Source organism: Humibacter sp., assembly GCF_051954055.1.
Classification (GTDB): domain Bacteria; phylum Actinomycetota; class Actinomycetes; order Actinomycetales; family Microbacteriaceae; genus Humibacter.
On record NZ_JBQCIE010000084.1, the window covers coordinates 1 to 20,270 of the forward strand.

The 20,270-nt window shown below is 68.1% G+C and carries 22 protein-coding genes and 3 tRNA genes; 8 read left to right on the plus strand and 17 right to left on the minus strand.

Annotated elements, in window-relative coordinates; translation table 11 throughout:
• Positions 1-35 precede the first annotated feature (35 nt).
• Positions 36-1,589: a PH domain-containing protein gene (locus ACTHNC_RS08870; RefSeq protein ID WP_440294238.1), complete on the minus strand. Its 1,554-nt coding sequence runs from the start codon at positions 1,587-1,589 to the stop codon at positions 36-38.
• An 8-nt stretch (positions 1,590-1,597) separates the two neighbouring features.
• Positions 1,598-2,092 carry a PH domain-containing protein gene (locus ACTHNC_RS08875; RefSeq protein ID WP_440294239.1) on the minus strand — a complete coding sequence of 165 codons (495 nt, stop codon included), beginning with the start codon at positions 2,090-2,092 and terminating at the stop codon, positions 1,598-1,600.
• Between the two features lie 330 nt (positions 2,093-2,422).
• Between ACTHNC_RS08875 and ACTHNC_RS08880 the strand changes: the two genes are divergently transcribed.
• Positions 2,423-3,043, plus strand: a complete 621-nt coding sequence (locus ACTHNC_RS08880) for a biotin transporter BioY (RefSeq protein ID WP_440294240.1) — start codon at positions 2,423-2,425, stop codon at positions 3,041-3,043.
• A 131-nt stretch (positions 3,044-3,174) separates the two neighbouring features.
• Here the strand turns inward: ACTHNC_RS08880 and ACTHNC_RS08885 are convergent, their stop codons facing one another.
• From ACTHNC_RS08885 to tilS, 10 genes are all read right to left on the minus strand, one after another.
• Positions 3,175-3,579 (minus strand): VOC family protein, encoded by a 405-nt coding sequence (locus ACTHNC_RS08885; RefSeq protein ID WP_440294241.1) that lies wholly within the window; start codon positions 3,577-3,579, stop codon positions 3,175-3,177.
• Between the two features lie 10 nt (positions 3,580-3,589).
• Positions 3,590-4,087, minus strand: a complete 498-nt coding sequence (locus tag ACTHNC_RS08890) for a helix-turn-helix transcriptional regulator (protein WP_440294242.1) — start codon at positions 4,085-4,087, stop codon at positions 3,590-3,592.
• A 78-nt stretch (positions 4,088-4,165) separates the two neighbouring features.
• Positions 4,166-4,645 (minus strand): DUF3180 domain-containing protein, encoded by a 480-nt coding sequence (locus tag ACTHNC_RS08895; protein WP_440294243.1) that lies wholly within the window; start codon positions 4,643-4,645, stop codon positions 4,166-4,168.
• Positions 4,642-5,184, minus strand: a complete 543-nt coding sequence (gene folK, locus ACTHNC_RS08900; protein WP_440294244.1) for a 2-amino-4-hydroxy-6-hydroxymethyldihydropteridine diphosphokinase — start codon at positions 5,182-5,184, stop codon at positions 4,642-4,644. The genes ACTHNC_RS08895 and folK overlap by 4 nt, the downstream gene beginning before the upstream one ends.
• On the minus strand, positions 5,181-5,648 hold the full coding sequence (gene folB, locus ACTHNC_RS08905; RefSeq protein WP_440294245.1) for a dihydroneopterin aldolase: 468 nt from the start codon (positions 5,646-5,648) through the stop codon (positions 5,181-5,183). The genes folK and folB overlap by 4 nt, the downstream gene beginning before the upstream one ends.
• Positions 5,648-6,454, minus strand: a complete 807-nt coding sequence (gene folP, locus ACTHNC_RS08910) for a dihydropteroate synthase (RefSeq protein ID WP_440294246.1) — start codon at positions 6,452-6,454, stop codon at positions 5,648-5,650. Before folP ends, folB begins: the two co-directional genes overlap by 1 nt.
• The gene (gene folE, locus ACTHNC_RS08915) at positions 6,451-7,023 is read right to left on the minus strand and encodes a GTP cyclohydrolase I FolE (RefSeq protein ID WP_440294247.1); all 573 of its coding nucleotides are present in this window, start codon (positions 7,021-7,023) and stop codon (positions 6,451-6,453) included. The genes folP and folE overlap by 4 nt, the downstream gene beginning before the upstream one ends.
• A gap of 90 nt (positions 7,024-7,113) precedes the next feature.
• On the minus strand, positions 7,114-9,120 hold the full coding sequence (ftsH, locus tag ACTHNC_RS08920) for an ATP-dependent zinc metalloprotease FtsH (RefSeq protein ID WP_440294248.1): 2,007 nt from the start codon (positions 9,118-9,120) through the stop codon (positions 7,114-7,116).
• A gap of 83 nt (positions 9,121-9,203) precedes the next feature.
• The gene (hpt, locus tag ACTHNC_RS08925; RefSeq protein ID WP_440294249.1) at positions 9,204-9,755 is read right to left on the minus strand and encodes a hypoxanthine phosphoribosyltransferase; all 552 of its coding nucleotides are present in this window, start codon (positions 9,753-9,755) and stop codon (positions 9,204-9,206) included.
• 31 nt (positions 9,756-9,786) lie between these two features.
• Positions 9,787-10,815, minus strand: coding sequence for a tRNA lysidine(34) synthetase TilS (tilS, locus tag ACTHNC_RS08930; RefSeq protein ID WP_440294250.1), 1,029 nt, complete (start codon positions 10,813-10,815; stop codon positions 9,787-9,789).
• 226 nt (positions 10,816-11,041) lie between these two features.
• Between tilS and ACTHNC_RS08935 the strand changes: the two genes are divergently transcribed.
• Both ACTHNC_RS08935 and bla read left to right on the plus strand, forming a co-directional pair.
• Positions 11,042-11,533 carry an inorganic diphosphatase gene (locus tag ACTHNC_RS08935; RefSeq protein WP_440294291.1) on the plus strand — a complete coding sequence of 164 codons (492 nt, stop codon included), beginning with the start codon at positions 11,042-11,044 and terminating at the stop codon, positions 11,531-11,533.
• Positions 11,461-12,477: a class A beta-lactamase gene (gene bla / locus ACTHNC_RS08940; protein WP_440294251.1), complete on the plus strand. Its 1,017-nt coding sequence runs from the start codon at positions 11,461-11,463 to the stop codon at positions 12,475-12,477. Before ACTHNC_RS08935 ends, bla begins: the two co-directional genes overlap by 73 nt.
• Before the next feature lie 6 nt (positions 12,478-12,483).
• Here bla and ACTHNC_RS08945 read toward each other — a convergent pair whose 3' ends face one another.
• Together ACTHNC_RS08945 and ACTHNC_RS08950 are read right to left on the minus strand one after the other, a co-directional pair.
• Positions 12,484-13,995 (minus strand): C40 family peptidase, encoded by a 1,512-nt coding sequence (locus ACTHNC_RS08945; protein ID WP_440294252.1) that lies wholly within the window; start codon positions 13,993-13,995, stop codon positions 12,484-12,486.
• 17 nt (positions 13,996-14,012) lie between these two features.
• A complete protein-coding gene (locus ACTHNC_RS08950) occupies positions 14,013-15,281 on the minus strand; it encodes a peptidoglycan DD-metalloendopeptidase family protein (RefSeq protein WP_440294253.1) in 1,269 nt (422 codons plus the stop codon).
• A gap of 205 nt (positions 15,282-15,486) precedes the next feature.
• On the opposite strand from ACTHNC_RS08950, the gene ACTHNC_RS08955 reads away from it, so the two are divergent.
• The 3 genes from ACTHNC_RS08955 (at position 15,487) to ACTHNC_RS08965 (ending at position 15,808) form a co-directional block, all read left to right on the plus strand.
• Positions 15,487-15,559, plus strand: a tRNA-Glu gene (locus ACTHNC_RS08955).
• A 30-nt stretch (positions 15,560-15,589) separates the two neighbouring features.
• Positions 15,590-15,663, plus strand: a tRNA-Asp gene (locus ACTHNC_RS08960).
• Positions 15,664-15,732: 69 nt separating this feature from the next.
• Positions 15,733-15,808 (plus strand) — tRNA-Phe (locus tag ACTHNC_RS08965).
• Between the two features lie 219 nt (positions 15,809-16,027).
• Here the strand turns inward: ACTHNC_RS08965 and ACTHNC_RS08970 are convergent.
• A complete protein-coding gene (locus ACTHNC_RS08970) occupies positions 16,028-17,041 on the minus strand; it encodes an aldo/keto reductase (protein ID WP_440294254.1) in 1,014 nt (337 codons plus the stop codon).
• Between the two features lie 165 nt (positions 17,042-17,206).
• On the opposite strand from ACTHNC_RS08970, the gene ACTHNC_RS08975 reads away from it, so the two are divergent.
• Positions 17,207-18,238: a DUF4037 domain-containing protein gene (locus ACTHNC_RS08975; RefSeq protein ID WP_440294255.1), complete on the plus strand. Its 1,032-nt coding sequence runs from the start codon at positions 17,207-17,209 to the stop codon at positions 18,236-18,238.
• A gap of 30 nt (positions 18,239-18,268) precedes the next feature.
• Here the strand turns inward: ACTHNC_RS08975 and ACTHNC_RS08980 are convergent, their stop codons facing one another.
• Together ACTHNC_RS08980 and ACTHNC_RS08985 are read right to left on the minus strand one after the other, a co-directional pair.
• Positions 18,269-19,093: a zinc-ribbon domain-containing protein gene (locus ACTHNC_RS08980; RefSeq protein ID WP_440294256.1), complete on the minus strand. Its 825-nt coding sequence runs from the start codon at positions 19,091-19,093 to the stop codon at positions 18,269-18,271.
• Between the two features lie 34 nt (positions 19,094-19,127).
• Positions 19,128-19,511, minus strand: coding sequence for a DUF4267 domain-containing protein (locus ACTHNC_RS08985; RefSeq protein ID WP_440294257.1), 384 nt, complete (start codon positions 19,509-19,511; stop codon positions 19,128-19,130).
• Positions 19,512-19,661: 150 nt separating this feature from the next.
• Between ACTHNC_RS08985 and ACTHNC_RS08990 the strand changes: the two genes are divergently transcribed.
• Positions 19,662-20,198: a TetR/AcrR family transcriptional regulator gene (locus tag ACTHNC_RS08990; RefSeq protein WP_440294258.1), complete on the plus strand. Its 537-nt coding sequence runs from the start codon at positions 19,662-19,664 to the stop codon at positions 20,196-20,198.
• Positions 20,199-20,270: the final 72 nt, after the last annotated feature.

A 20,270-nucleotide genomic window follows, 5' to 3' on the forward strand; every position in this document is an offset into this window, starting at 1 on the left:
GATTCCGACGCCCAGGCGCCCCGATCGTGCCGGCATCAGGACTCCCCTCGCTCGTCGGGATGATCGGGCGTCTCCGCGTCGGCCCAGGCGATCGCCCCTGCACTGACCAGCGCGAAGAGCTCCTCGGCCGCACGGGTGTCCATCACCGGAACCTTCGCGTGCACCGGCCCGTCGATCAGGTGAACGTCGGCGGAGGAGAGATCGAGGATGCGCCGCGCCGGTCCCTGCTCCACCTCCACGCTCTGCATGCGCGCCAGCGGCACGAACACGATGCGCCGCCACACGGCTCCGTGCCGCACCACGATGACGCCGTCCGCGATCGTGTATCCGGTCTTGCGCCACGAGAACGGGCGCAGCCAGGCGCCCCTGCGCGGCGCGGACGAGAACACGGACTGATCGGCGTGCGCATCCATGCCGGCGCGCGCGACGGCATCCCGCAGCGTGTCGTTCATGCCGGGCAGCAGCAGCGGAAGCACACTCTGCACGTCGCGGATGCTTCCCACCGGCAACGTCGTGGTGCGCGCCTCCCCCGCCGAGTTCTTGCCACGGGTGTGGCCCGCCGTGTTCATGCGCACCTGCCACCAGCCGAACGGGCGCCAGGCCAGAGGCTGCACCAACTCGACCGCGTGGATGCGCCGCGGCGGAATGGTCTCGCTGCTCGTGGTGAGCAGACCGAAGCCGATGCGCACGCCCTGGTCGCTTCCGGTGATGTTGTAGCGCAGCGCCTTGGTGAACCGGCGCACGAACAGCCCGCCGAGGCTCAGCACCATGGGGAAGATGATGATGATCAGCCACAGTCGTCCCGTCGAGGCGCCGGCGATCATCGCGATCAGCACGGCGAACATGACGAGCGTCGGAGCGCTCAGCAGCAGCGAACCGGCGAGCCTCCCCGGATGCATGCGTACGAGGGATGCCGGTGGCGCGGCATCCGGATCGAGATCCGCCGGCGAGATGAACTCGTCCACGCGATCGGCGAGGATGCCCCGCATCGACGCCGGCTGCCCGGCGGGCGCACCGGTCGGGTCGGCGCCCACGGCTTGCTCGGATGCCCGCAGCCCTGACGCCAGCCGCAGGATCTCGCGCCGAAGTGTCTCCGTCACCTTCGACGGCAGATAGCTCAGGTAGAGGTTCGCGTCGTGGCCGGCGACCACGATCTCGAGTTTCGCCGCACCGAAGATGCGCGCGAACACCGGCCGTTGCACGTTGATGCCCTGGATGCGGTCCAGCCGTGCCTTGCGCTCCTGCCGGCGAAGGATGCCGCTGCGCAGCTCGACCGCCTGGTGCGTCACCCGGAACGTCTGCACCCGCCACGACAGCGCGAAGACGCCGACGCACGCCGCGATGACGACGACCGCGATGCCGATCGCCGGCCACACGAAATTGTGCCGCACGATCGCGTCGATGGGGTCGCCTGACGGGTAATCCGGAGCGCCGATGAAGAGGTTGATGATGCGCTCGCGCAGGTTGGCGATGATGATGCCCGCCACGAAGACGATCGCGATCCCGCCGCGCAGGAGTGGCGTCGCCTTGTGCATCCGGTGCCATTCGCCGTCGGCGAGCCCGGTCGCCTCGGGGTAGATCTGGCTCACGGCCCGAGTCACAGACCCGACCTGCGCGACTCGGCGAGCTCGACGAGCCGATCGCGCAGCCAGGCGGCATCCGAGTCGACGAGACCGGGGATCGACACCCGACTGGATGCCGCGGCCGTCACGAACCTGAGCTCGGCGAGCCCCAGCGCGCGGTCGACGGGTCCGCGCTCGATGTCGAGCAACTGCATGCGCCCGTAGGGCACGGCGACGAACCGCTGGAACATGATGCCGCGCCTGATCAGCAGGTCGTCGTCGCGCAGCACGTAGCCGATCGCGCGTGCCCGACGCGGGGCGATGATGAGCTGCACGATGGTGATGACGGCGATGATCACGAGTGCGATCCACGCCCACCACCAGTGCAGCACGAGCCACGCGAACACGGCGATGGCCGCGGCGATGACGCCGCCGATCAGCGATCCGACGATCACTACGACGACGTACTTCGGCGACACCCGCCGCCACTGCGCCGAATCGAGCGCAGCGGCGTCCAGTCGTTGCGACACTGTGGCTCCTCGTTCCGGCGGTGGGGTTGTCGACCCTACGCGGCTCCGATCGCCATGACGGCGTTCGTGCAGTCCATCGTAGTGGCGACCGAGGTGAGAGCCGTGGGAGCTTGCTCGCACGGCCGAGCCGACCGAGCCACTGAGCGGCGTGAGCCGCGATATCGACGCCACCCGCGAGTAGTGCGCTTGTGAACATTCCCCAAAGAAACGCCAGAACGGATGTTCAAACCCGCGCCTCGTGAGACGGGCGCGGCCCGCATATGGTGGGGAGCGTTCCCCCCTGATCGTCGGCGGGGAGCATCCCCGCTCGCTCGATGCAAGGAGACCCACGTGTCCTCAGCAACTTCGGCCCCGCGCCTCGTCCCCACGCTCGCCGATCGCGTGGTGCCGCGCAGCGCCATCGCGAACGCACTTCTGATCGTCGCCGGCACCGCAGTCGTGGCGATCTCGGCGCAGATCTCGGTGCCGCTGTGGCCGGTCCCGGTCACCGGACAGACTCTGGCCGTTCTGCTCGTGGGCGCGAGCCTCGGCGCGTGGCGGGGTGCGGCATCCCTCGCGCTGTACATGCTGCTCGGCCTCGCCGGACTGCCGATCTTCGCCGAGTTCAGTGGCGGACCGGCGTCCGTTCTCTCGCCGAGCTTCGGCTTCATCATCGGGTTCATCCCCGCGGCCGCGCTGATCGGATGGCTGTCCGAACGCGCATGGGACCGCCGCCCGGTGCTCGCCGCGGCCGGGTTCTTCGCCGCAAGCCTCGTGCCGTTCCTCTTCGGCCTGCCCTACCTCGCCGTGGTGCTTGCGAACCTCGGGCTCCCGCACTCCTTCGCCGCGGTCATGGCCGCCGGGTTCACGCCGTTCATCATCGGCGGAATCGTGAAGTGGGCGATCGCCGCCGCGCTGCTGCCGCTCGCCTGGATGATCGTGCGCCGCGTCGACCGCCGCAACCGCGACTGACGCAGCCGAGCCAGCGCATCCGCCTCCCCGCCACCAAGACAACCGCAGCCACTTCTCGCAATCGCGGCCACTACTCGTGGCTGCAGTTGTGAGAAGTGGCTGCGGTCGTGTGGTGAAGGCCGGCCGAGGATTCAGGCCTGGGCGATACGGATCAGGTTGCCGCTGGGGTCGCGCACCGCGGCATCCCGAACGCCCCAGAACTGGTCCGTCGGCTCCTGCAGAACCTCGACACCCGGCGACGAAGCCAGCTTGTCGAAGGTGGTGGCGAGGTCGTCGGTGCGAAGCTGCAGCATCTGCAGCTCGCCCTTGGCCAGGAGTGCGGCAACCGCGTCGCCGTTCTCCTGCGAGCGGCCGGCGTGCGGCTGCTCGAGCACGATCTCGATCTCGGGCTGGCTTTGCGTGGCCAGGGTGATCCACGTGAAGCCGCCGTTCTCGACGGTGTTCTTCACGGTCAGTCCGAGGGTGTCACGGTAGAAGGGAAGGGCTGCCTGCGGGTCATCGACCAGCACGTGCACGCCGCTGATGGCTACTGTCATGGCCTCAACGCTAAGCGGATGCCTGCACCGAGGCTTCTCCGAAACTGCTCTCCTCGAGGTGCGCGCGTCCTTCGGCCCTCCGTGGCCGGGTCAGCACCATGGTCTGGCACGACGCGAAGGCATCCAGCTCCTCATGGCTGCGCGCACGGTACGCGGACGGCGTCTCCCCGACCAGCTCGGTGAACCGCGACGAGAACGAGCCGAGGCTGGTACATCCGACAGCGAAGCAGACATCCGTCACGCTCAGGTCACCGCGCCGCAGCAGCGCCTTCGCACGCTCGATGCGGCGCGTCATGAGGTACGAGTAGGGCGTCTCCGAGTACTCATCGCGGAACCGCCGGCTGAAGTGCGCGGGCGACATCAGGGCCGTCGCGGCGAGCGCCGGCACGTCGAGCGGCTGCGCGAACTCGCGGTCCATGCGGTCCCGCGCCTTACGCAGCCGTCGCAACTCGTCCAGATCCACGCCTCCAGTGTGCCGCACAGCCCACCTCTTGTGCCGATCCGCCATGGTCTCGCCGAACCACCATGAACTGTGCGTCGATTCGATGCTGGCTCGGCGGCACGCCGGTGTGTCGACGCATGGGCACTAGTGCACAGGCGCGTGCTCGGCGTGCTCCGTCTTCTCGTCCTTCGGCGGCGGCAGTGTACAGAAGTACTCGGCGATGAGCCCGCCGATCAGCAGGATGACGGCGCTCACTGCCGCGACGATGCTGAGCCAGAGCGATTCCGACGTGGCGGGGACGGGGCGGGTCAGTACGTAGACGACGACGCCGATGCCGGTGCCGGTGAGCAGGCCGCCGACGAGGCTGCACGCCTTGGCCAGCACGGCGATGCGCATCGCCCTGAACGGATCGACATGCACCTTCACCTTGCTGCGCACCGCACGACGGATCGGGATCGCCAGCAGCACCACGATCACACCGATCGCCACGAGCGTGATGGACAGCGAGATCGGCGGGATGAGCATGGCCGCGCCCGCCGCGACCAGCCCGACCTCGAGCAGGTAGCCGATACCGACGCCGATCAGGCCGAGTGCGATCAGCGCGGCAGGTCCTGTGCGCCTCACGATGCGCCTCCGTTCGCCGCGACGTCCTCGGAACCGGCGGATGCCCGCAGCTGCGCGAGCAGAGCATCCACCCGTCCCAGCCCCGGCAGCTCGGCGTCCGGGTCGACGTCGAGCCAGGGGGCGAGCACGAACTCCCGCTCGGATGCCCGCGGGTGCGGCAGCGTCAGCCGCTCGTCGTGCACCTGCCTGCCTCCCATCGCGACGATGTCCAGGTCAAGCGTGCGGTCGCCCCAGCGCTCCACGCGTACCCGGCCGTGGGCGTCCTCGATGCGGTGCAGCTCGTCGAGCAGCGCGTGCGGGTCGAGTGCCGTCGAGACGAGCGCGACGCCGTTGAGGTAGCGCGGCGCGTCCTCGTCGACGCCGTCCAGCCGCACGGCGACGGACTCGAGGAAGGGCGAGACGGCATCCAGGCGCACGCCGGGCGTCTGGGCGAGGTCGTCGAGCGCGGCCTTGACGGTCGCCTCCCGGTCGCCGAGATTGCTGCCGAACGCGATCACCGCGGGCTCCAGCGGGCGCATCCGCTGCGGCTTCGCGATCACGGCTGCACCTCCTCGACAGTGTTGGCCGAGCCGACGCCGCCTGCTGAGCCGGCTGCCCCGACCGCGTCGGCCGAGCACGCCGCGCCGGTAGCACCGGCCTCCGCCCACGCGCGGTCGCGCAGGACGGTGACGGCGACATCCGTGAACGGCACCGCGATCGGCGCGTTCGGCTTGTGCACGGTCACCTCGGTGCGCTGCACAGGGAACGAAAGCACCACGCGGGCGATGCGCTCCGCGACCGTCTCGATGAGATCGACCGGATCGGACGCCACCGCCGCCGCCACTGCCTCGGCGAGCTCGCCGTAGTGCACCGTCGCCGCCAGCTCGTCGCCGCGCGCCGCCGGCCCGAGATCGAGCCAGGCCGTCACGTCGATCACGAAGTCCTGACCCTCGGCGCGCTCGAAGTCGAAGACGCCATGGTGGGCGCGCACCCGGATTCCGGTCAGGGTGATGCGGTCGCTCATCACACCATCCTCGTCTCGCCCACCCACGAGCGCACCACGTCGAGCGCGATGCGCGTGGAGACGACGTCGTGCACCCGAACGCCCCAGACGCCATCACGCGCCGCGAGCGCGGCGACGACCGCGCTGGGCAGGTCGCGGTCCTGCGGCGTCGCGCCCTCCCACATCAGGTCGGCCAGGAAGCGCTTGCGGGATGCCCCGAGCAGCACGGGCAGGCCGGCGGACTCGAACTCGCGCAGGTGCCGCAGCACGTCCCAGTTGTGCTCGGAGTTCTTGGCGAACCCGAGGCCCGGGTCGACGATGATCCGCTCCGCTGCGACGCCTTGCGCCTCCAGCGCGTCCACGCGGCGGAACAGCTCCTCGCGGATCTCGCGCGCGGCATCCGTGTAGCTGGCGAGGTCGTTCATGCTGCGGCTGTGTCCGCGCCAGTGCATCACCACGTAGTCGAGGCCGCGCTCGGCCACGAACGGCCCCATCGCGGGGTCCGCAAGTCCGCCGGAGACGTCGTTCACGATCTGCGCGCCGGCATCCACCGCCGCCATCGCGGTCTCACTGTTCATGGTGTCGATGCTGACCCGGATGCCCCGCGTGGCCAGCTCGCGCACCACCGGTAGCACTCGCCCCAGCTCGGCCGGGACGGGCACGCGTTCGGCCCCTGGACGCGTGGACTCGCCGCCCACATCGACGATGTCCGCACCCTGCTCCGCGAGCTCGACGCCATGCGCGATGGCGGCATCCGTCGACGCCCAGCGGCCGCCATCGCTGAAGGAATCCGGCGTGACATTGAGCACGCCCATGATGCGGGTCACGCGACTCCCCGGCCGATCAGGGCGATGAGCTCGGCCCGCACGACGGGGTCGCTGAGCTCGCCACGACTCGCGATGGTCACGGTGGAGGCGTCCACCTGCCTGGCGCCCCTCGTCGTGACGCACGCGTGCGACGCATCCAGCACGACGAGCACGCCGCGCGGATCGAGCCCCGCCACGAACGTGTCGGCGATCTCCTCGGTCAGGCGCTCCTGCAGCTGCGGGCGCGCCGCGAGGATCTCGACCACCTTCGGCAGCCGACCGAGGCCGACGACGCGGTCCCGGGGCAGGTAGGCGAGGTGCGCGACGCCCATGAACGGCAGCAAGTGGTGCTCGCACATGGAACGGAAGTGGATGTCCCGCAGCAGCACCGTCTCCGCGTCGCTGTCGCCGAGCGGCACGGTTTCGCGCAGCGGCTCGACCGGGTCGAGCGCGAGGCCGCCGAAGAACTCCTCGTAGGAGTCGGCGACGCGCGACGGCGTCTGCTTCAGACCGGAGCGCGTGACATCCTCACCGATGGCGGCGAGCAGTTCGGCGACGGCCGCTTCGATCCGTTCGCGGTCGATGCCCATCGCGCCTCTCTGAAGAACAGTTCGTGGTGCTGAGAACGTTTCGTGGTCGAGCGTACGCAGGCCCCCACTGAAGTGAGGGCCCTGCACGCCTTACGCCGTCGCCGGACGCGGCTTGATCTGGCGCGACCGCTTCGGCTTGCCCGGGGACGAGTCGACGTCGCCGTCCACCACGCCAGGGTCGATCGGCGCCGTCTCCGGCTCCGGGAACGCGATCGGCGGGATGCCCGGCGAGACGCGGTTGTCGGCCGACACCCACTCCGGACGCTCCGGCAGCTTCTTCACGTCCTTGAAGATCTCTGCGATCTGGTGGTGGTCGAGCGTCTCCTTCTCGAGGAGCTCACGCGCGAGGTGGTCGAGGATGTCGCGATTGTCGTTGATGACCTGCCACGCCTCGTCGTGCGCCTTCTCGATCAGCGCACGCACCTCGGCGTCCACCCGCTCGGCGATGCGCTCCGAGTAGTCGCGCTGGTGCCCCATGTCGCGGCCGAGGAACATCTCGCCGGAGGACTGACCCAGCTTGACGGAACCGATGTCGGAGCTCATGCCGTACTCGGTGACCATCTTGCGCGCGATCCCGGTCGCCTTCTCGATGTCGTTCGAGGCACCGGTCGTCGGGTCCTTGAAGACGGCCTCCTCGGCGACACGGCCGCCCATGGCGTAGGCGAGCTGATCGAGCAGCTCGTTGCGCGTCACGGAGTACTTGTCCTCGAGCGGCAGCACCATCGTGTAGCCGAGGGCGCGACCGCGGGGCAGGATCGTGATCTTCGTCACCGGGTCGGTGTGCCGCATGGCCGCCGCGGCGAGCGCGTGTCCGCCCTCGTGGTACGCGGTGATCAGCTTCTCCTGGTCCTTCATGACGCGCGTGCGGCGCTGCGGGCCGGCGATCACGCGGTCGATGGCCTCGTCGAGCGCGCGGTTGTCGATGAGCTGCGCGTTCGAGCGGGCGGTGAGCAGCGCGGCCTCGTTGAGCACGTTGGCCAGGTCGGCGCCGGTGAAGCCCGGCGTCTTGCGGGCGACGACCTCGAGGTCGACACCGGATGCCAGCGGCTTGCCCCGCCCGTGCACCTCGAGGATCTTCTTGCGGCCGGCGAGATCCGGCGCATCCACGCCGATCTGGCGGTCGAAGCGGCCGGGACGCAGCAGGGCCGGGTCGAGGATGTCGGGGCGGTTCGTCGCCGCGATCAGGATGACGTTGGTCTTGACGTCGAAGCCGTCCATCTCCACGAGCAGCTGGTTCAGCGTCTGCTCGCGCTCGTCGTGCCCGCCGCCGAGGCCGGCACCGCGGTGGCGGCCGACGGCGTCGATCTCGTCGACGAAGATGATGGCCGGCGCGTTCTGCTTGGCCTGGTCGAACAGGTCGCGGACGCGGCTGGCGCCGACGCCGACGAACATCTCGACGAAGTCGGAACCCGAGATGGAGTAGAACGGAACGCCCGCCTCGCCGGCGACGGCGCGAGCGAGCAGCGTCTTACCTGTGCCGGGAGGGCCGTACAGCAGCACGCCCTTCGGGATGCGCGCTCCAACCGCCTGGAACTTGGCCGGCTCCTTGAGGAAGTCCTTGATCTCCTGCAGCTCTTCGATGGCCTCGTCGCTGCCTGCGACGTCGTCGAACGTGACCTTCGGGCTCTCCTTCGAGACCAATTTCGCGCGCGACTTGCCGAACTGCATGACCTTGTTGCCGCCGCCCTGCATGCCGGAGAGCATGAGCCAGAAGAAGGCTCCGATCAGCACGACCGGCAGCAGGATGCTCAGAGCCGACAGCCACCAGCTGGGCTGCGGAACCTGGTCGTTGTAGCCCTTGGGCAGATCGGCGTTCGTGACGGCATCCACCACGGCCGCGCCGCGCGGGGCGACGTAGTAGAACTGCACCGCCGTGCCGTTGTTGCCGTCCGCCTTCTTCAACGTCATGTCCACCCGCTGATCGGTGTCCACGATCGTCGCCTCGCTGACCTTGCCGTCCTTGAGCAGCTCGAGGCCGTGCTCGGTGGTGACTGACTTGTAACCGTTCATCGTGATCAGGCTCGAGCCGATCCAGACGATGACGACCGCGAGCACGATCCACAGAATGGGGCCCCGGAAGATCTTCTTGAGGTTCATGGTGCTGTCAGGGTACCGCCACGCCGCTGAGGGCCGTCTGCGTGTTCGCCGACGGCGTGCTAGGCGTTTCCTCGTGCGCCGCCCTACTCGTACACGTGCGGGGCCAGGATGCCCACCGAGCGCAGGTTGCGGTAGCGCTCGGCGAAGTCGAGACCGTACCCCACGACGAAGTCGTTCGGGATCTCGAAACCGACGTACTTGACGTCGACCGCGACCTTGGCGGCATCCGGCTTGCGCAGCAGCGCGCAGATCTCGACGGATGCCGGCCCGCGCGACACGAGGTTCTCGCGCAGCCAGGAGAGGGTGACGCCGGAGTCGATGATGTCCTCGACGATGAGCACGTGCCGGTCGGCGAGCTCGGAGTCGAGGTCTTTCAGGATGCGCACGACACCGCTCGACTTCGTGCTCGCGCCGTACGAGCTCACGGCCATCCAGTCCATGTTGATGGGGATGCTGAGCGCGCGCGCCAGGTCTGCCATCACCATCACGGCACCCCTCAGCACGCCGACCAGCAGCACGTCTTTGCCTGCGTAGTCCACGTCGATCTCCGCCGCCAACTCGTCGAGACGCGCGTGGATCTGCTCCTCGGTGACGAGCACCTTCGTGAGGTCGCCTTCGATGTCTTCTGGCAGCATGCAGACCATCCTCGCATGCGGGCTGGAGCCGTCAGTGGTCGTGCGGAAGCACCTCGGTGGACCCGGTCGTGGAGAACACGATGTGGCCCCCCGCGCGAGCTGCGCGGATGCCGCCCGGCAGATCCAGAGGCTTCTGCCCGTGCCAATCGGTCACGAGTCGCGCGACGGCGAGCACGTGCACGCGCTCCAAGGCGACGCCGAACTCGCTGTGGACGACGAAGCGGATGATGCGGTTGCGCAGCGCCGTCGGGTTCGCCTCGAGTGCCCGGACCGAGACGGCGATACCGGCCTCGGCGGGCGCGCAGATGTCTTCGATGACCTCCTCGATCATCTCGTCGAACGCCTGGGCATCCTCGCGAAGCTGCTCGGCCGTGCGCGCCAAGGCCTCGGCGACGCCCGGGCCCAGTTCGCGCTCGAGCACCGGCAGAACGTCCTGCCTCACGCGCACGCGCGTATAAGAGTGGTCGAGATTGTGCGGGTCGTCCCACGGTGTGAGGCCGGCGTCGAGGCAGGCCTGCCTGGTCGTCTCGCGCCGGATGCCGAGCAACGGCCGCAGCACCCACCCGGATGCAGGCGCCATCCCCTGCAGGCTCGCCGCTCCCGAGCCCCTGGCCAGCCCGAGCAGCACGGTCTCCGCCTGGTCGTCGAGCGTGTGCGCGAGCAGCACGTGCGACGCGTTCGTCTCGCTCAGCGCCTCGGCGAATGCGGCGTGCCGCGCCTCGCGCGCTGCGGCCTCCGGTCCGCCGTCCGTTCCGACCTCGACGCGCTTGACGAGCACCGGGTCGAGTCCCAGCGCGACCGCTTGCTCGCGGGCCCGCTCCGCCGTCTCGGCCGAGGCATCCTGCAGCCCGTGATCCACGATGACGGCGCCCACCCGGATGCCCGCCCGCGGCCCCTCGAACGCCGCACCGGCCGCCAGGGCGAGCGAGTCGGCCCCACCGGAGAGGCCCACGAGCACGAGTCCGCCCGGCGGCACCGCCGATCCCAGCGCCTCTCGCACCGCGCGGCGAACGTCGGCGATGGGTGGGGTGAGACGCGGGCGGCGCTCCGTTTCGGTCACCCCTCAACGCTATGCGGGCACGGCGCCGTCCGTAACTCCTGCTCGCCGCACGCGACCGGCCGCCCGGCCCGCGACTCCTCGCGACGTTGCGCGGCGACCGGCTCTTTTCTGCAGGAGTTACGAACGGGGGACCGGGCTGCTCGTACGCCCCCGGTAGATTGGTACGCGCGTGTCCGCGGGCGTGATCGCTGGCGCGGGCATCCTGGCATCCCACGAATGGAGCACCATGGCCGACTACGACGCCGTCATCGAGATCCCGCGCGGCAGCCGCAACAAGTACGAGGTCGACCACGAGACCGGTCGCGTGTACCTGGACCGCGTTCTCTTCACGAACTTCAGCTACCCCACCGACTACGGGTTCTTCGAGAACACACTCGGTGAGGACGGCGACCCGCTCGACGTGCTCGTACTCCTGGACTACCCGCTGTTCCCGGGCGTCGGAGTCAAGGTGCGCCCGGTCGGCGTTCTGCACATGAGCGACGAGGCAGGCGGCGACGACAAGATCATCGCGGTGCAGTACAAGGACCCGCGCTGGACCCACATTCAGGACGTCGACGACATCCCCGAATACACGAAGAAGGAGATCCAGCACTTCTTCGAGCACTACAAGGACCTCGAGCCGGGCAAGTGGGTCAAGGTCGAGTCGTGGGGCTCGGCCTCCGACGCGGACTGGCTCGTGCAGGAGGCCATCACGCGGCTCGCCGAGCAGGGCCACTGACCCTGCGGCGTATCGCCCTCACAGGTGCTCGGCGCGCGAGCGTCGTCTCGGCGCTCGCAGTTGCCCTGCTGCTGACCGGATGCTCCGCGCAGCCCGTGCCGGCATCCACCACCGCCTCGCACTCGTCGAAGCCGACCCCCGCGCCGGCGAAGATCGACACCGGCGCCCTGAACAGCAGCCTTGCGGCACTCGAGCAGCAGTGCGGCGCGCGGGTCGGCATCCGGATGATCGACACCGGTACCCGCGCGACCTACGGCTATCGAGACTCCGAGCGCTTCGCTCTCGACTCGACGAGCAAGCTGTTCACCTCTACCGCGGTGCTGCAGCACGCTACGGATGCCCAGCTCGCCACCGTCATCCACTACGGCACATCAGATCTGCAGTCGTATTCGCCCATCACGTCGCAGCACGTGGATGACGGCATGTCGCTCTCGGATCTGATCACGGCCGCACTGCAGTACAGCGACAACACCGCCGCGAACCTGCTGTACGAGCAGCTGGGCGGGCCGGCATCCGTGCAGGAGCGCGTTCGCTCGTGGGGTGACGCCGTGACGAACCTCGACCGCACGGAGCCTGACCTGAACTCGGCGGTGCCCGGTGATCCGCTGGACACCTCGACGCCGGCGCAGGTCGCGACCGACCTGAAGAGCATCCTGCTCGGGAGCACGCTGCCGGCGAAGCGCCGCGACTTCCTGGTGCAGACGATGCTGGGCAACACGACGGGCGCCACGTACATCCGTGCCGGCGTTCCGGCGTCGTGGCGCGTCGCCGACAAGACCGGCAACGGTGGTTACGGGTCGCGCAACGACATCGCCGTGCTCTATCCGCCGCACGGCGCGCCGATCGTGCTCGCCGTCTACACCGCGCGCAGCACCGCGGATGCCACCTCGAACGACGACCTCATCGCGAAGGCGACGAAGGACGTCGTATCGACCCTGAGCTGAGGATGCCTACGCCGACGGGCGCGCGACATACCCCACGGGCGAGCCCCACAGGCCCTGGATGGCGAGCGGTTCGCCGTAGTCGCGTGCCGCGATGATCTGGTTGTTCCCCAGATAGATCGCGACATGGTACAGGTAGCCTCCGTCCGCCCAGAAGATGAGGTCGCCTCGCTGGCGCTGGCTGAACGGAACGAGCTGCCCGTGGTTCGCCGCGTAGCTGTATTGCAGTCCCACGCTGTGTCCGCCGATGTAGATGCCGGCGGCGTTGTACGCCATCATGGTCAGGCCGGAGCAGTCGTAGTAGACGGGGCCGGCACCGCCGAGATCGTACGGTGCACCCTGACGCGCGTACGCGTAGCCGATGGCGGTCTCGACCGCACTCGAGTTCGGAGCGCCGACTCCGCCGCCACCGCCTCCGGAAGGCGCCGAGGATCCCCCGCCACCGGATGGCGCACTGCCCCCGCCGCCGGACGGCGCTGTGTTCCCACCGCCGGAAGGTGCGCTCCCGCCGCCTCCGCCGGACGGCGCGCCGCCACCAGGAGTGGCTCCCCCACCGCCTCCTCCTGCGGACGCGCCCGTGCTTGGCGAAGGTGTCGGTGTGATCGTCCGGGCGATCCCCTGCGCGTACTGCTGCGCGACCTCGAGCGACGTGTTCTGCAACGTCGCGAGCTGCGACACCAGCTCCGTTTGCTTCGTCTGCTGCTCTCTTACCGCGGCCTGCGCTGCCGACGCGGCATCCTTCGCCTTCTGCAGATCGGATGCCGCGGCATCCGCCAGGTCTTTCCGCGTCTTCTCGGCCGCGGCGGCCTGGTCGGACAGCGAGGCTGCGGTGTTCTTGTCGGTCACCGCTTGCTGGTAGATCGCGCTGGACTGCTCGGTGAGCTGACTCATGGTGCCGAGCTGGTAGAGCAGCTTGTCGGAGGCATCCGTGTCGCCGCCCGAGAGCAGCAGGTTCACGGAGGAGTCGCCGCCGGTCTTGGCCAGATGGGATGCCAGCAGCCCCGCCCGCATCGCTGAGGTCTTGGCCGTCTTGGCCGCAGCCTTCGCCTTGTTCTGCAGATCGGATGCCTTCGACGTCGCGTCGTCGAGCTTGGCCTTCGTGAGGAGGTAGGCCTCTGCGGCCTTGTCCGCGGCGACGCTCGCGGCATCCGCCTGCTTCTGCAGGTCGCCGATGAGGCCAGTGATCTTGTCGACGAGCGACTGCTGGTCGGCCACGTTCTGCTTGGCCTGCTGCACGTCGTTCCAGCTCGGGTAGTCGTCGGCGTGCGCCGGGGGCACCGCGATCCCGATGGCGCCGGTCATGACGCCGACGACCGCTGCGCTCATCGAGAGCGGAACCAGCGACGACGTGCGGTTCGGGGCGCGCCTGCGCTTGGTGCCGTGGTCGGCATCCGTCACCGGGTGCCCGGCCGGGCCCCACGCCGACGCCCGCTCCCGTTGCCGGCGCTCGGCCTGAAGGATCTCGTTCTCACGACGGAGCCGATCGGCGCGCGCGGTCTGGTTCGGCGATTCGGTTGCCATATCGCCCCCCGCGATACTCAGGTGAGGGGTGCGCCGTGGCTTGCCATGAACGGGATCGGGTTGATCGCGCTTCCGCCTTGCCGCACCTCGAAGTGCAAGTGGCAGCCGGTCGAATGTCCGGTCGAGCCGACCCGGGCGATCGGTTCACCGGCGCCGACCCTCTCGCCATAGCTGACGAGAATGCCTCCGCTCACGATATGTCCATACCCCGTGGAAATGCCACCCCCGTTATCGAGGAGCACGAAGTTGCCGTAGCCACCGTTCCAGCCGGCGTACGTCACGACGCCGTCGTGAGCGGCGTGGATGGTGGCACCGCAGCCGCCGCCGATGTCCACTCCCTCGTGGAAGCTCGTGCAGCCTGCGCAGGGCGAGACGCGCCATCCGAAGTAGTCGGTGATGGGTCCTCCGACGGGCACCGCCCAGCCCTGGGGGCCGACGTTCCCGCCGGCTAGCGCCGCCGCCGCCGCCTCCGCGGCCTTGCGTCGCGCCTCGACGCCCGCCTCGTAGCCGGCCACGGTCTTCGCCGTCGTGTCCTGCAGCGCGGCCAGCTGCGCCTGCAGCACCACGGACTGCGCCTGCTGCGTGGCGAGGGCTTCCTGAGCGGCCTGAGCCGCGGCGACCGCTTTCTTGTAGGCGGCATCCGCTTCGGTGCGCAGCTGTTCGCGCTCCGTGCGCGCCGCATTGGCCTGGTCGCTCATCGACTTCGCCGTGTTGCGCGCCTGCTCGGCCTGCTGGTAGATGCCGCTCGTGTTCTCCACGAGCTTCGAGGCGGATCCGAGGTGGTCGAGCAGCTTGTCGGCATCCTTCGCGCTCTTCGACCCGCTGAGGAAGAGGTTGGCCGTGAGGTTGCCGCCGCCTGAGCGGTAGAGCTCGGCGGCGAGTCGTCCGGCCTGGGTGGTGGCGTCGTCCGCCTTCTTTTGCAGTCCGGATGCCTGCGACTGCAACGCCTGCGCCCGCTGGTCGGAGACGTCGAACTTCTGTTGCGCCTCCGCGAACTCGTTGCCTGCTTTGACCGATTCCGCCTGTGTCTGCGACACCTGGGTCTCGAGGTTGGCGATAAGTCCCTGGATCTTGGTCACCTCGGCCTGAGCGGCAGCCTGATTCGCCTTCGCGTTCTGCACGTCTTGCCAGCTCGGATAGTCGTCGGCGTGCGCGGGACCCGCGACGCCTCCGACGAGCACGAGGCCCGCAATCGCGATCAGCGCGCGGGTAGCGAGGCGGGCATCCAGCAGCCTCGACGCTCGCCGGATGCGCACGCGTCGTCGCGTACGTTCGTCTCGCGTCATGGCTCTTCCTCGTATGCGGTCGCGGGGCTGCCGCCGGCGGGGTACTCGTGCGAGGCTAACCCGGGTGAGGCGCGTGTCGTGGGTCATTCGGCGAGGGTTGCCGGATTCGATGAAGTGCCGTCGAAACGGGGATGCCGTCGGTTTGGCGATCGGACTGGGCTCATCTATGCTTGACCCTCGGTAGTCACACGCCGTGAGCGCAGACGGCCCCATCGTTTAGCGGCCTAGGACGCCGCCCTTTCACGGCGGTAGCACGGGTTCGAATCCCGTTGGGGTCACGACTACACTGAATAACTGAAAACACACAAGGCCCTGTGGCGCAGTTGGTTAGCGTGCCGCCCTGTCACGGCGGAGGTCGCGGGTTCAAGTCCCGTCAGGGTCGCGCTGGAGAAGCCCTTCTTTATGAAGGGCTTCTTTCCCAGTGGGCATCCTTCCTTGTGCCGGATGCCTCGGCTCTGTAGCTCAGTTGGTAGAGCGTTCGACTGAAAATCGAAAGGTCACCGGATCGATGCCGGTCGGAGCCACCATAAACGCGTTACGCGGGCAATTTCCCGGGCTAGTGCACCCATAATGCACCCAGCGATTCGATCGGTACTCGACGCCGCGGTTGTGGATCAGCGCATGAGCGAAGAGAAGAAGCTCGCACTTCGATCCTCGTCTGAGACGGTCACGTACGAGCTAGTCATCAATTGAACGCCCGTTGCGAGGTCGCCTTCACGGGCTCCACGCGAATAGGCCCGCATCGGCTACTGCGGGAGCGGAGCGTCTCGGTTGGTCATGGCATCCTGAGCTTCCGGATACCGGGCACCGATGATCTGGATCCGGTCGGCCGCAGCGCGCAACTCGTTCAGCTGGGCTTCGGTCAATTCGACGGCGGATGCGCCGCTGTTCTCTTCCAGCCGGGCGAGGCGCTTCGTGCCGGGAATGGGCACGATCCAGGGCTGCTGATGCAGCAGCCACTGCAGAGCCAGCTGCGCCGGCGTCGCACCGGTTTCGGCCGCGATCCTGTTCAGCACGTCGACCAGTGCCAGGTTCGCCTGCAGCGCCTCCCCCTGGAAGCGTGGCGTCTGTCCACGGAAGTCGGTGTCGGCGAACGTCGTGGATGCGTCGATCGTGCCAGTGAGGAACCCCTTGCCGAGCGGGCTGTACGGCACGAGACCGATGCCGAGCTCGGCGAGCACGGGGATCGTGTCCTGCTCGCGGTCGCGCCACCACATCGAGTACTCGCTCTGCACCGCTGTCACCGGCTGCACCGCGTGGGCACGCCGGATGGTCCCTGCTGCCGCCTCGGACAACCCGAAGTGCGCGACCTTACCCGCTTCGATGAGTTCCTTCACCGTTCCCGCGACATCCTCGATCGGGATGTTCGGATCGACTCGGTGCTGGTAATACAGATCGATCCGATCGGTGCGCAGGCGTCGCAGCGAGCCGTCCACCGCCCGTCGGATGCTGTCGGGCGTGCTGTTGAGACCGCCATCCTCGACTCCGTTCTCCCGGAACGCGAAGCCGAACTTCGTCGCAATCTTCACCTGCTCACGGAACGGCTCGAGCGCTTCCCCGACGATGTCCTCGTTGTCGAACCGGCCGTACACCTCCGCGGTGTCGAAGAACGTGACACCCAACTCCACGGCGCGACGGATGAGCGCGATCGAATCCGACCGTGACGGACCGCCCACGTTGCCGTACGCGCCGGTCAAGCTCATACAGCCCAGCCCGATCTCCGAAACCGTCAGACCTGTACCAAGAGTGCGCTGTTTCATGAGAGTCCGTTCCTTTCACTCGCCGACCACGTACCTCGACGCGATTCGATGCCACCTCGATTCAAACTGCCAATGGCGGGGAATGGGAGTCATCGGTCATCCAGGTACTGGCAGGACCTCCCAACTGGTCCAGGGCGCGGCTGCAGCGACTGGCATCATGCAGATGTGATCAACCGGAGCGGGATTGATATTTGCCGAGCGTTCTTCCATGAGTTGGTTCGCCCCATCGTCGCCTCGCGCGTGCCCGAGAACTCGTTCGCCGCTGGACGCGTTGGGGGAGGATCGGACGCTCTGGGCTTGGACGACGAGACATCACGAGACCACGACTGGGGACTTCGTCTCAGCCTGTTCGTCGCGGCAGACGAACAGATAGAGGATGTCGTTGCCGCCCTCGACGACGAATTGCCGCAAGCATTCCGCGGTCTTCCGACCCGGTTCGCGTTCACGGGCGAGACGGCCGCTCGCCACCACGTCGACGTTGCCACGGTTGCGGGCTTCACCGTGTCAACGCTGGGATTCGATCCACGCGGCGAGATCACCCCCGCTGATTGGCTCTCGATCACCGGGCAGGCAGTCCTGGAAGTCACCGCCGGCCCGGTCTTCTTCGACGGCAACGGGGAACTACTTCGCGCTCGAGATGCGTTGTCGTGGTACCCCGACGACATCTGGCGGTACGTCCTTGCATGCGACTGGGCACGGCTCTCCCAGGAGATGCCGCTGATGGGGCGAGCGGCCGATGTCGGTGATGAACTCGGTTCCAGGGTCATCAGCGCCAGAGTGGCGCAGATCATCATGCATCTGACGTTCCTGCTCGAGCGGCGCTGGCCTCCATATTCGAAGTGGTTCGGGACCCTCTGGGCACGGTTACCGAGCGCCCACGGGCTTCAGCCATCACTGAAGGCGATCGTCGCCGAGTTCGATCATGCAACGAGACAAGAAGGCGCGGCCGACGCCCTCGAATTGCTCCTCGAACGACAGAACCAGCTCGGGCTCAGTCAAGCTTCGGTTGCGACAGTTCCGTTCTGGGACCGGCCCTACCTGCACCCAGCGCCGGAGATCTCGGATCAGCTCATGGCCGGCATCGAAGACCAGGCCATTCGCTCGCTGCCGGTTGGCCTTGGCTCGATCGAGCAACGCACCGACAACGTCGACGTATTGGTCAACCCTGCTGCTCGGCACCGATTCACGATCGGGTGAAAGTGGCGCACGCGATGCGGGACACGGCCGTCATCTCAGATACGCATCCACGAACAGGTCCCCTCGGATCTCGCGCAGCCGCTCGAGTGTTCGCTCCCGCATGCTGCGGCCCAACGTGGATGCCTGCACGTCGTACGGCCCGAGTGGTGCGAGCTTGCCGGTGCGCACGCGGATGACCTCCCACCCGGTCGCGCGGATCAGCCGGTCCTTCCGCTGGTCGGCAGCCTCACGCCGGCCGACGTGCTCGAGGCCATGCCTTCCTGTGCTGTCGTACTCGATCGCGACCTGCAACTCCGGAAGAAGGATGTCCGGCCACGCCTCCAGATGATCGAAGAACGGCTGCCGCAGCCGGATCGCGTTCATGCCCTGCGTCACCGCCAGCTGCTCGTACAGCCACGCACGCAGCTCCGCCTCCACGGCTGAAGCCGGCTTCGGAGCGCACTCGCTGACGAAGGCCGTTCCGGCACGCACATCCGGCGTCTTCTCGCACAGCCGCCGCGGAGGCCGGGACGGCCGCGATGGTCGGCCCGCCACAGGCCGCACCGGGCGCTGCACCGCCAGCCGGCGACACTCAGGGCACCACGACGACCGACGTCGCTCCCCCGCCGGCCGGTTGCGCTGCTCCGTCGGCGTCGCCACGAAGATGTGGCCCGCGTCGCACTGCCACTGCAGAAGCACCTCCGCAGCCGGCGGAACCTGCGTCAGAGTGATCCCCGCGTTCAAGACGGGGTGGTACTGCCGCACCAGCACGGGATACGCGGCCCAAGCATCCCGATACGTTCCCACCGGGTACGGCACCTCGACACCGTGCGTGAACTGCCGACGTGCCCACCACTGCTGCACCGGCTCCGCCATGCACGGAAGCGTACGTCGCACCGGCGACAACTCGTCAGGTGGTAAGCCAAAGGACTCCGGTGACGGCGGCTACAGCTGCCGAGAGACCGTGCATGCCGAGCGCGACGCGGGTTCTACCGCCGTAGCGCAGCACGACGAGCATGTCACCGATCGGAACGAGAGCTCCGACGAGCATGTACACACCGAGCACGATCGGAGCCGCAATCGCAAACGTCACAAGCGTCAGCATCGCGAGCGCCAGCATGCCACTTACGACATCACGCACACCCTTGATGCGGAAGTACGGATTGTCGTAGGCGGGCAACTCGCGAAAGCCGAAACCGGCTGCGATACGAGTTGGGCGAACGATGTAGCTGACACCGATCCACATGATGAGGGCCGAACCGAGCAGGGTCAGCGTTGCAGCGGCGATGTACATGAGCATCCTCCTCCGGCGTCGTCATTCGAGAGCTCCGAACACCGGATGCCCGTGACGCACCAGCAGATTTTGCTAGCGATGCTAGGAGTCTCGACCTCTGATGCTAGCCGGTCTCGATCACGAAGCGCTAGCGCTGCTAGCGTTTGGCTCATGACGCGGTCACTTGAACAGCGACGGGAGCGAGAGCAGGCGATCGTGGCCAAGGCGCGAGAGATCGCCGAGGCCGAGGGCTGGGAAGCCGTCACGACAAGGCGGCTCTCGAGCGAGCTGGGCTACAGCCAGCCCGTGCTCTACTCGCACTTCGCCTCGATGGAGGCGATCACGACAGCCGTCGCATTGCAGGGTGCGGCGGATGCGGCGAGGTCGCTGAAACGGGCGGCCGCGAGCCCCGACCCGGTCACGCGCCTGTCGCGCGCGTATCTGCGTTTCGCTCGCGAGCATCCGGCCGTCTACGAGGCCATGTCCAGCAGGGCGGTCGGTCTGGCCTTCGGCACCACGAATGCCCCTGCCGAGCTGCAAGCGGCATTCGACGCCCTGCTCGGCACCACAGGCGGAGACGAGGTTCGGGCGGAGCTGCTGTGGGCAGCGCTGCACGGTCTGGCGATGCTCGAGCGCGGAGGACGTCTACGTCGATCGGCGGCATCGGCTCGCCTGCGCGAGTTGGCGACCATGTTCCATCAAGCGTGACGAGTCACGTTCCTCTGAGCGGAACGGGCTGTCGTCCGGTCATCGGACCGGGACATGGCGGCGCGCTCGCGG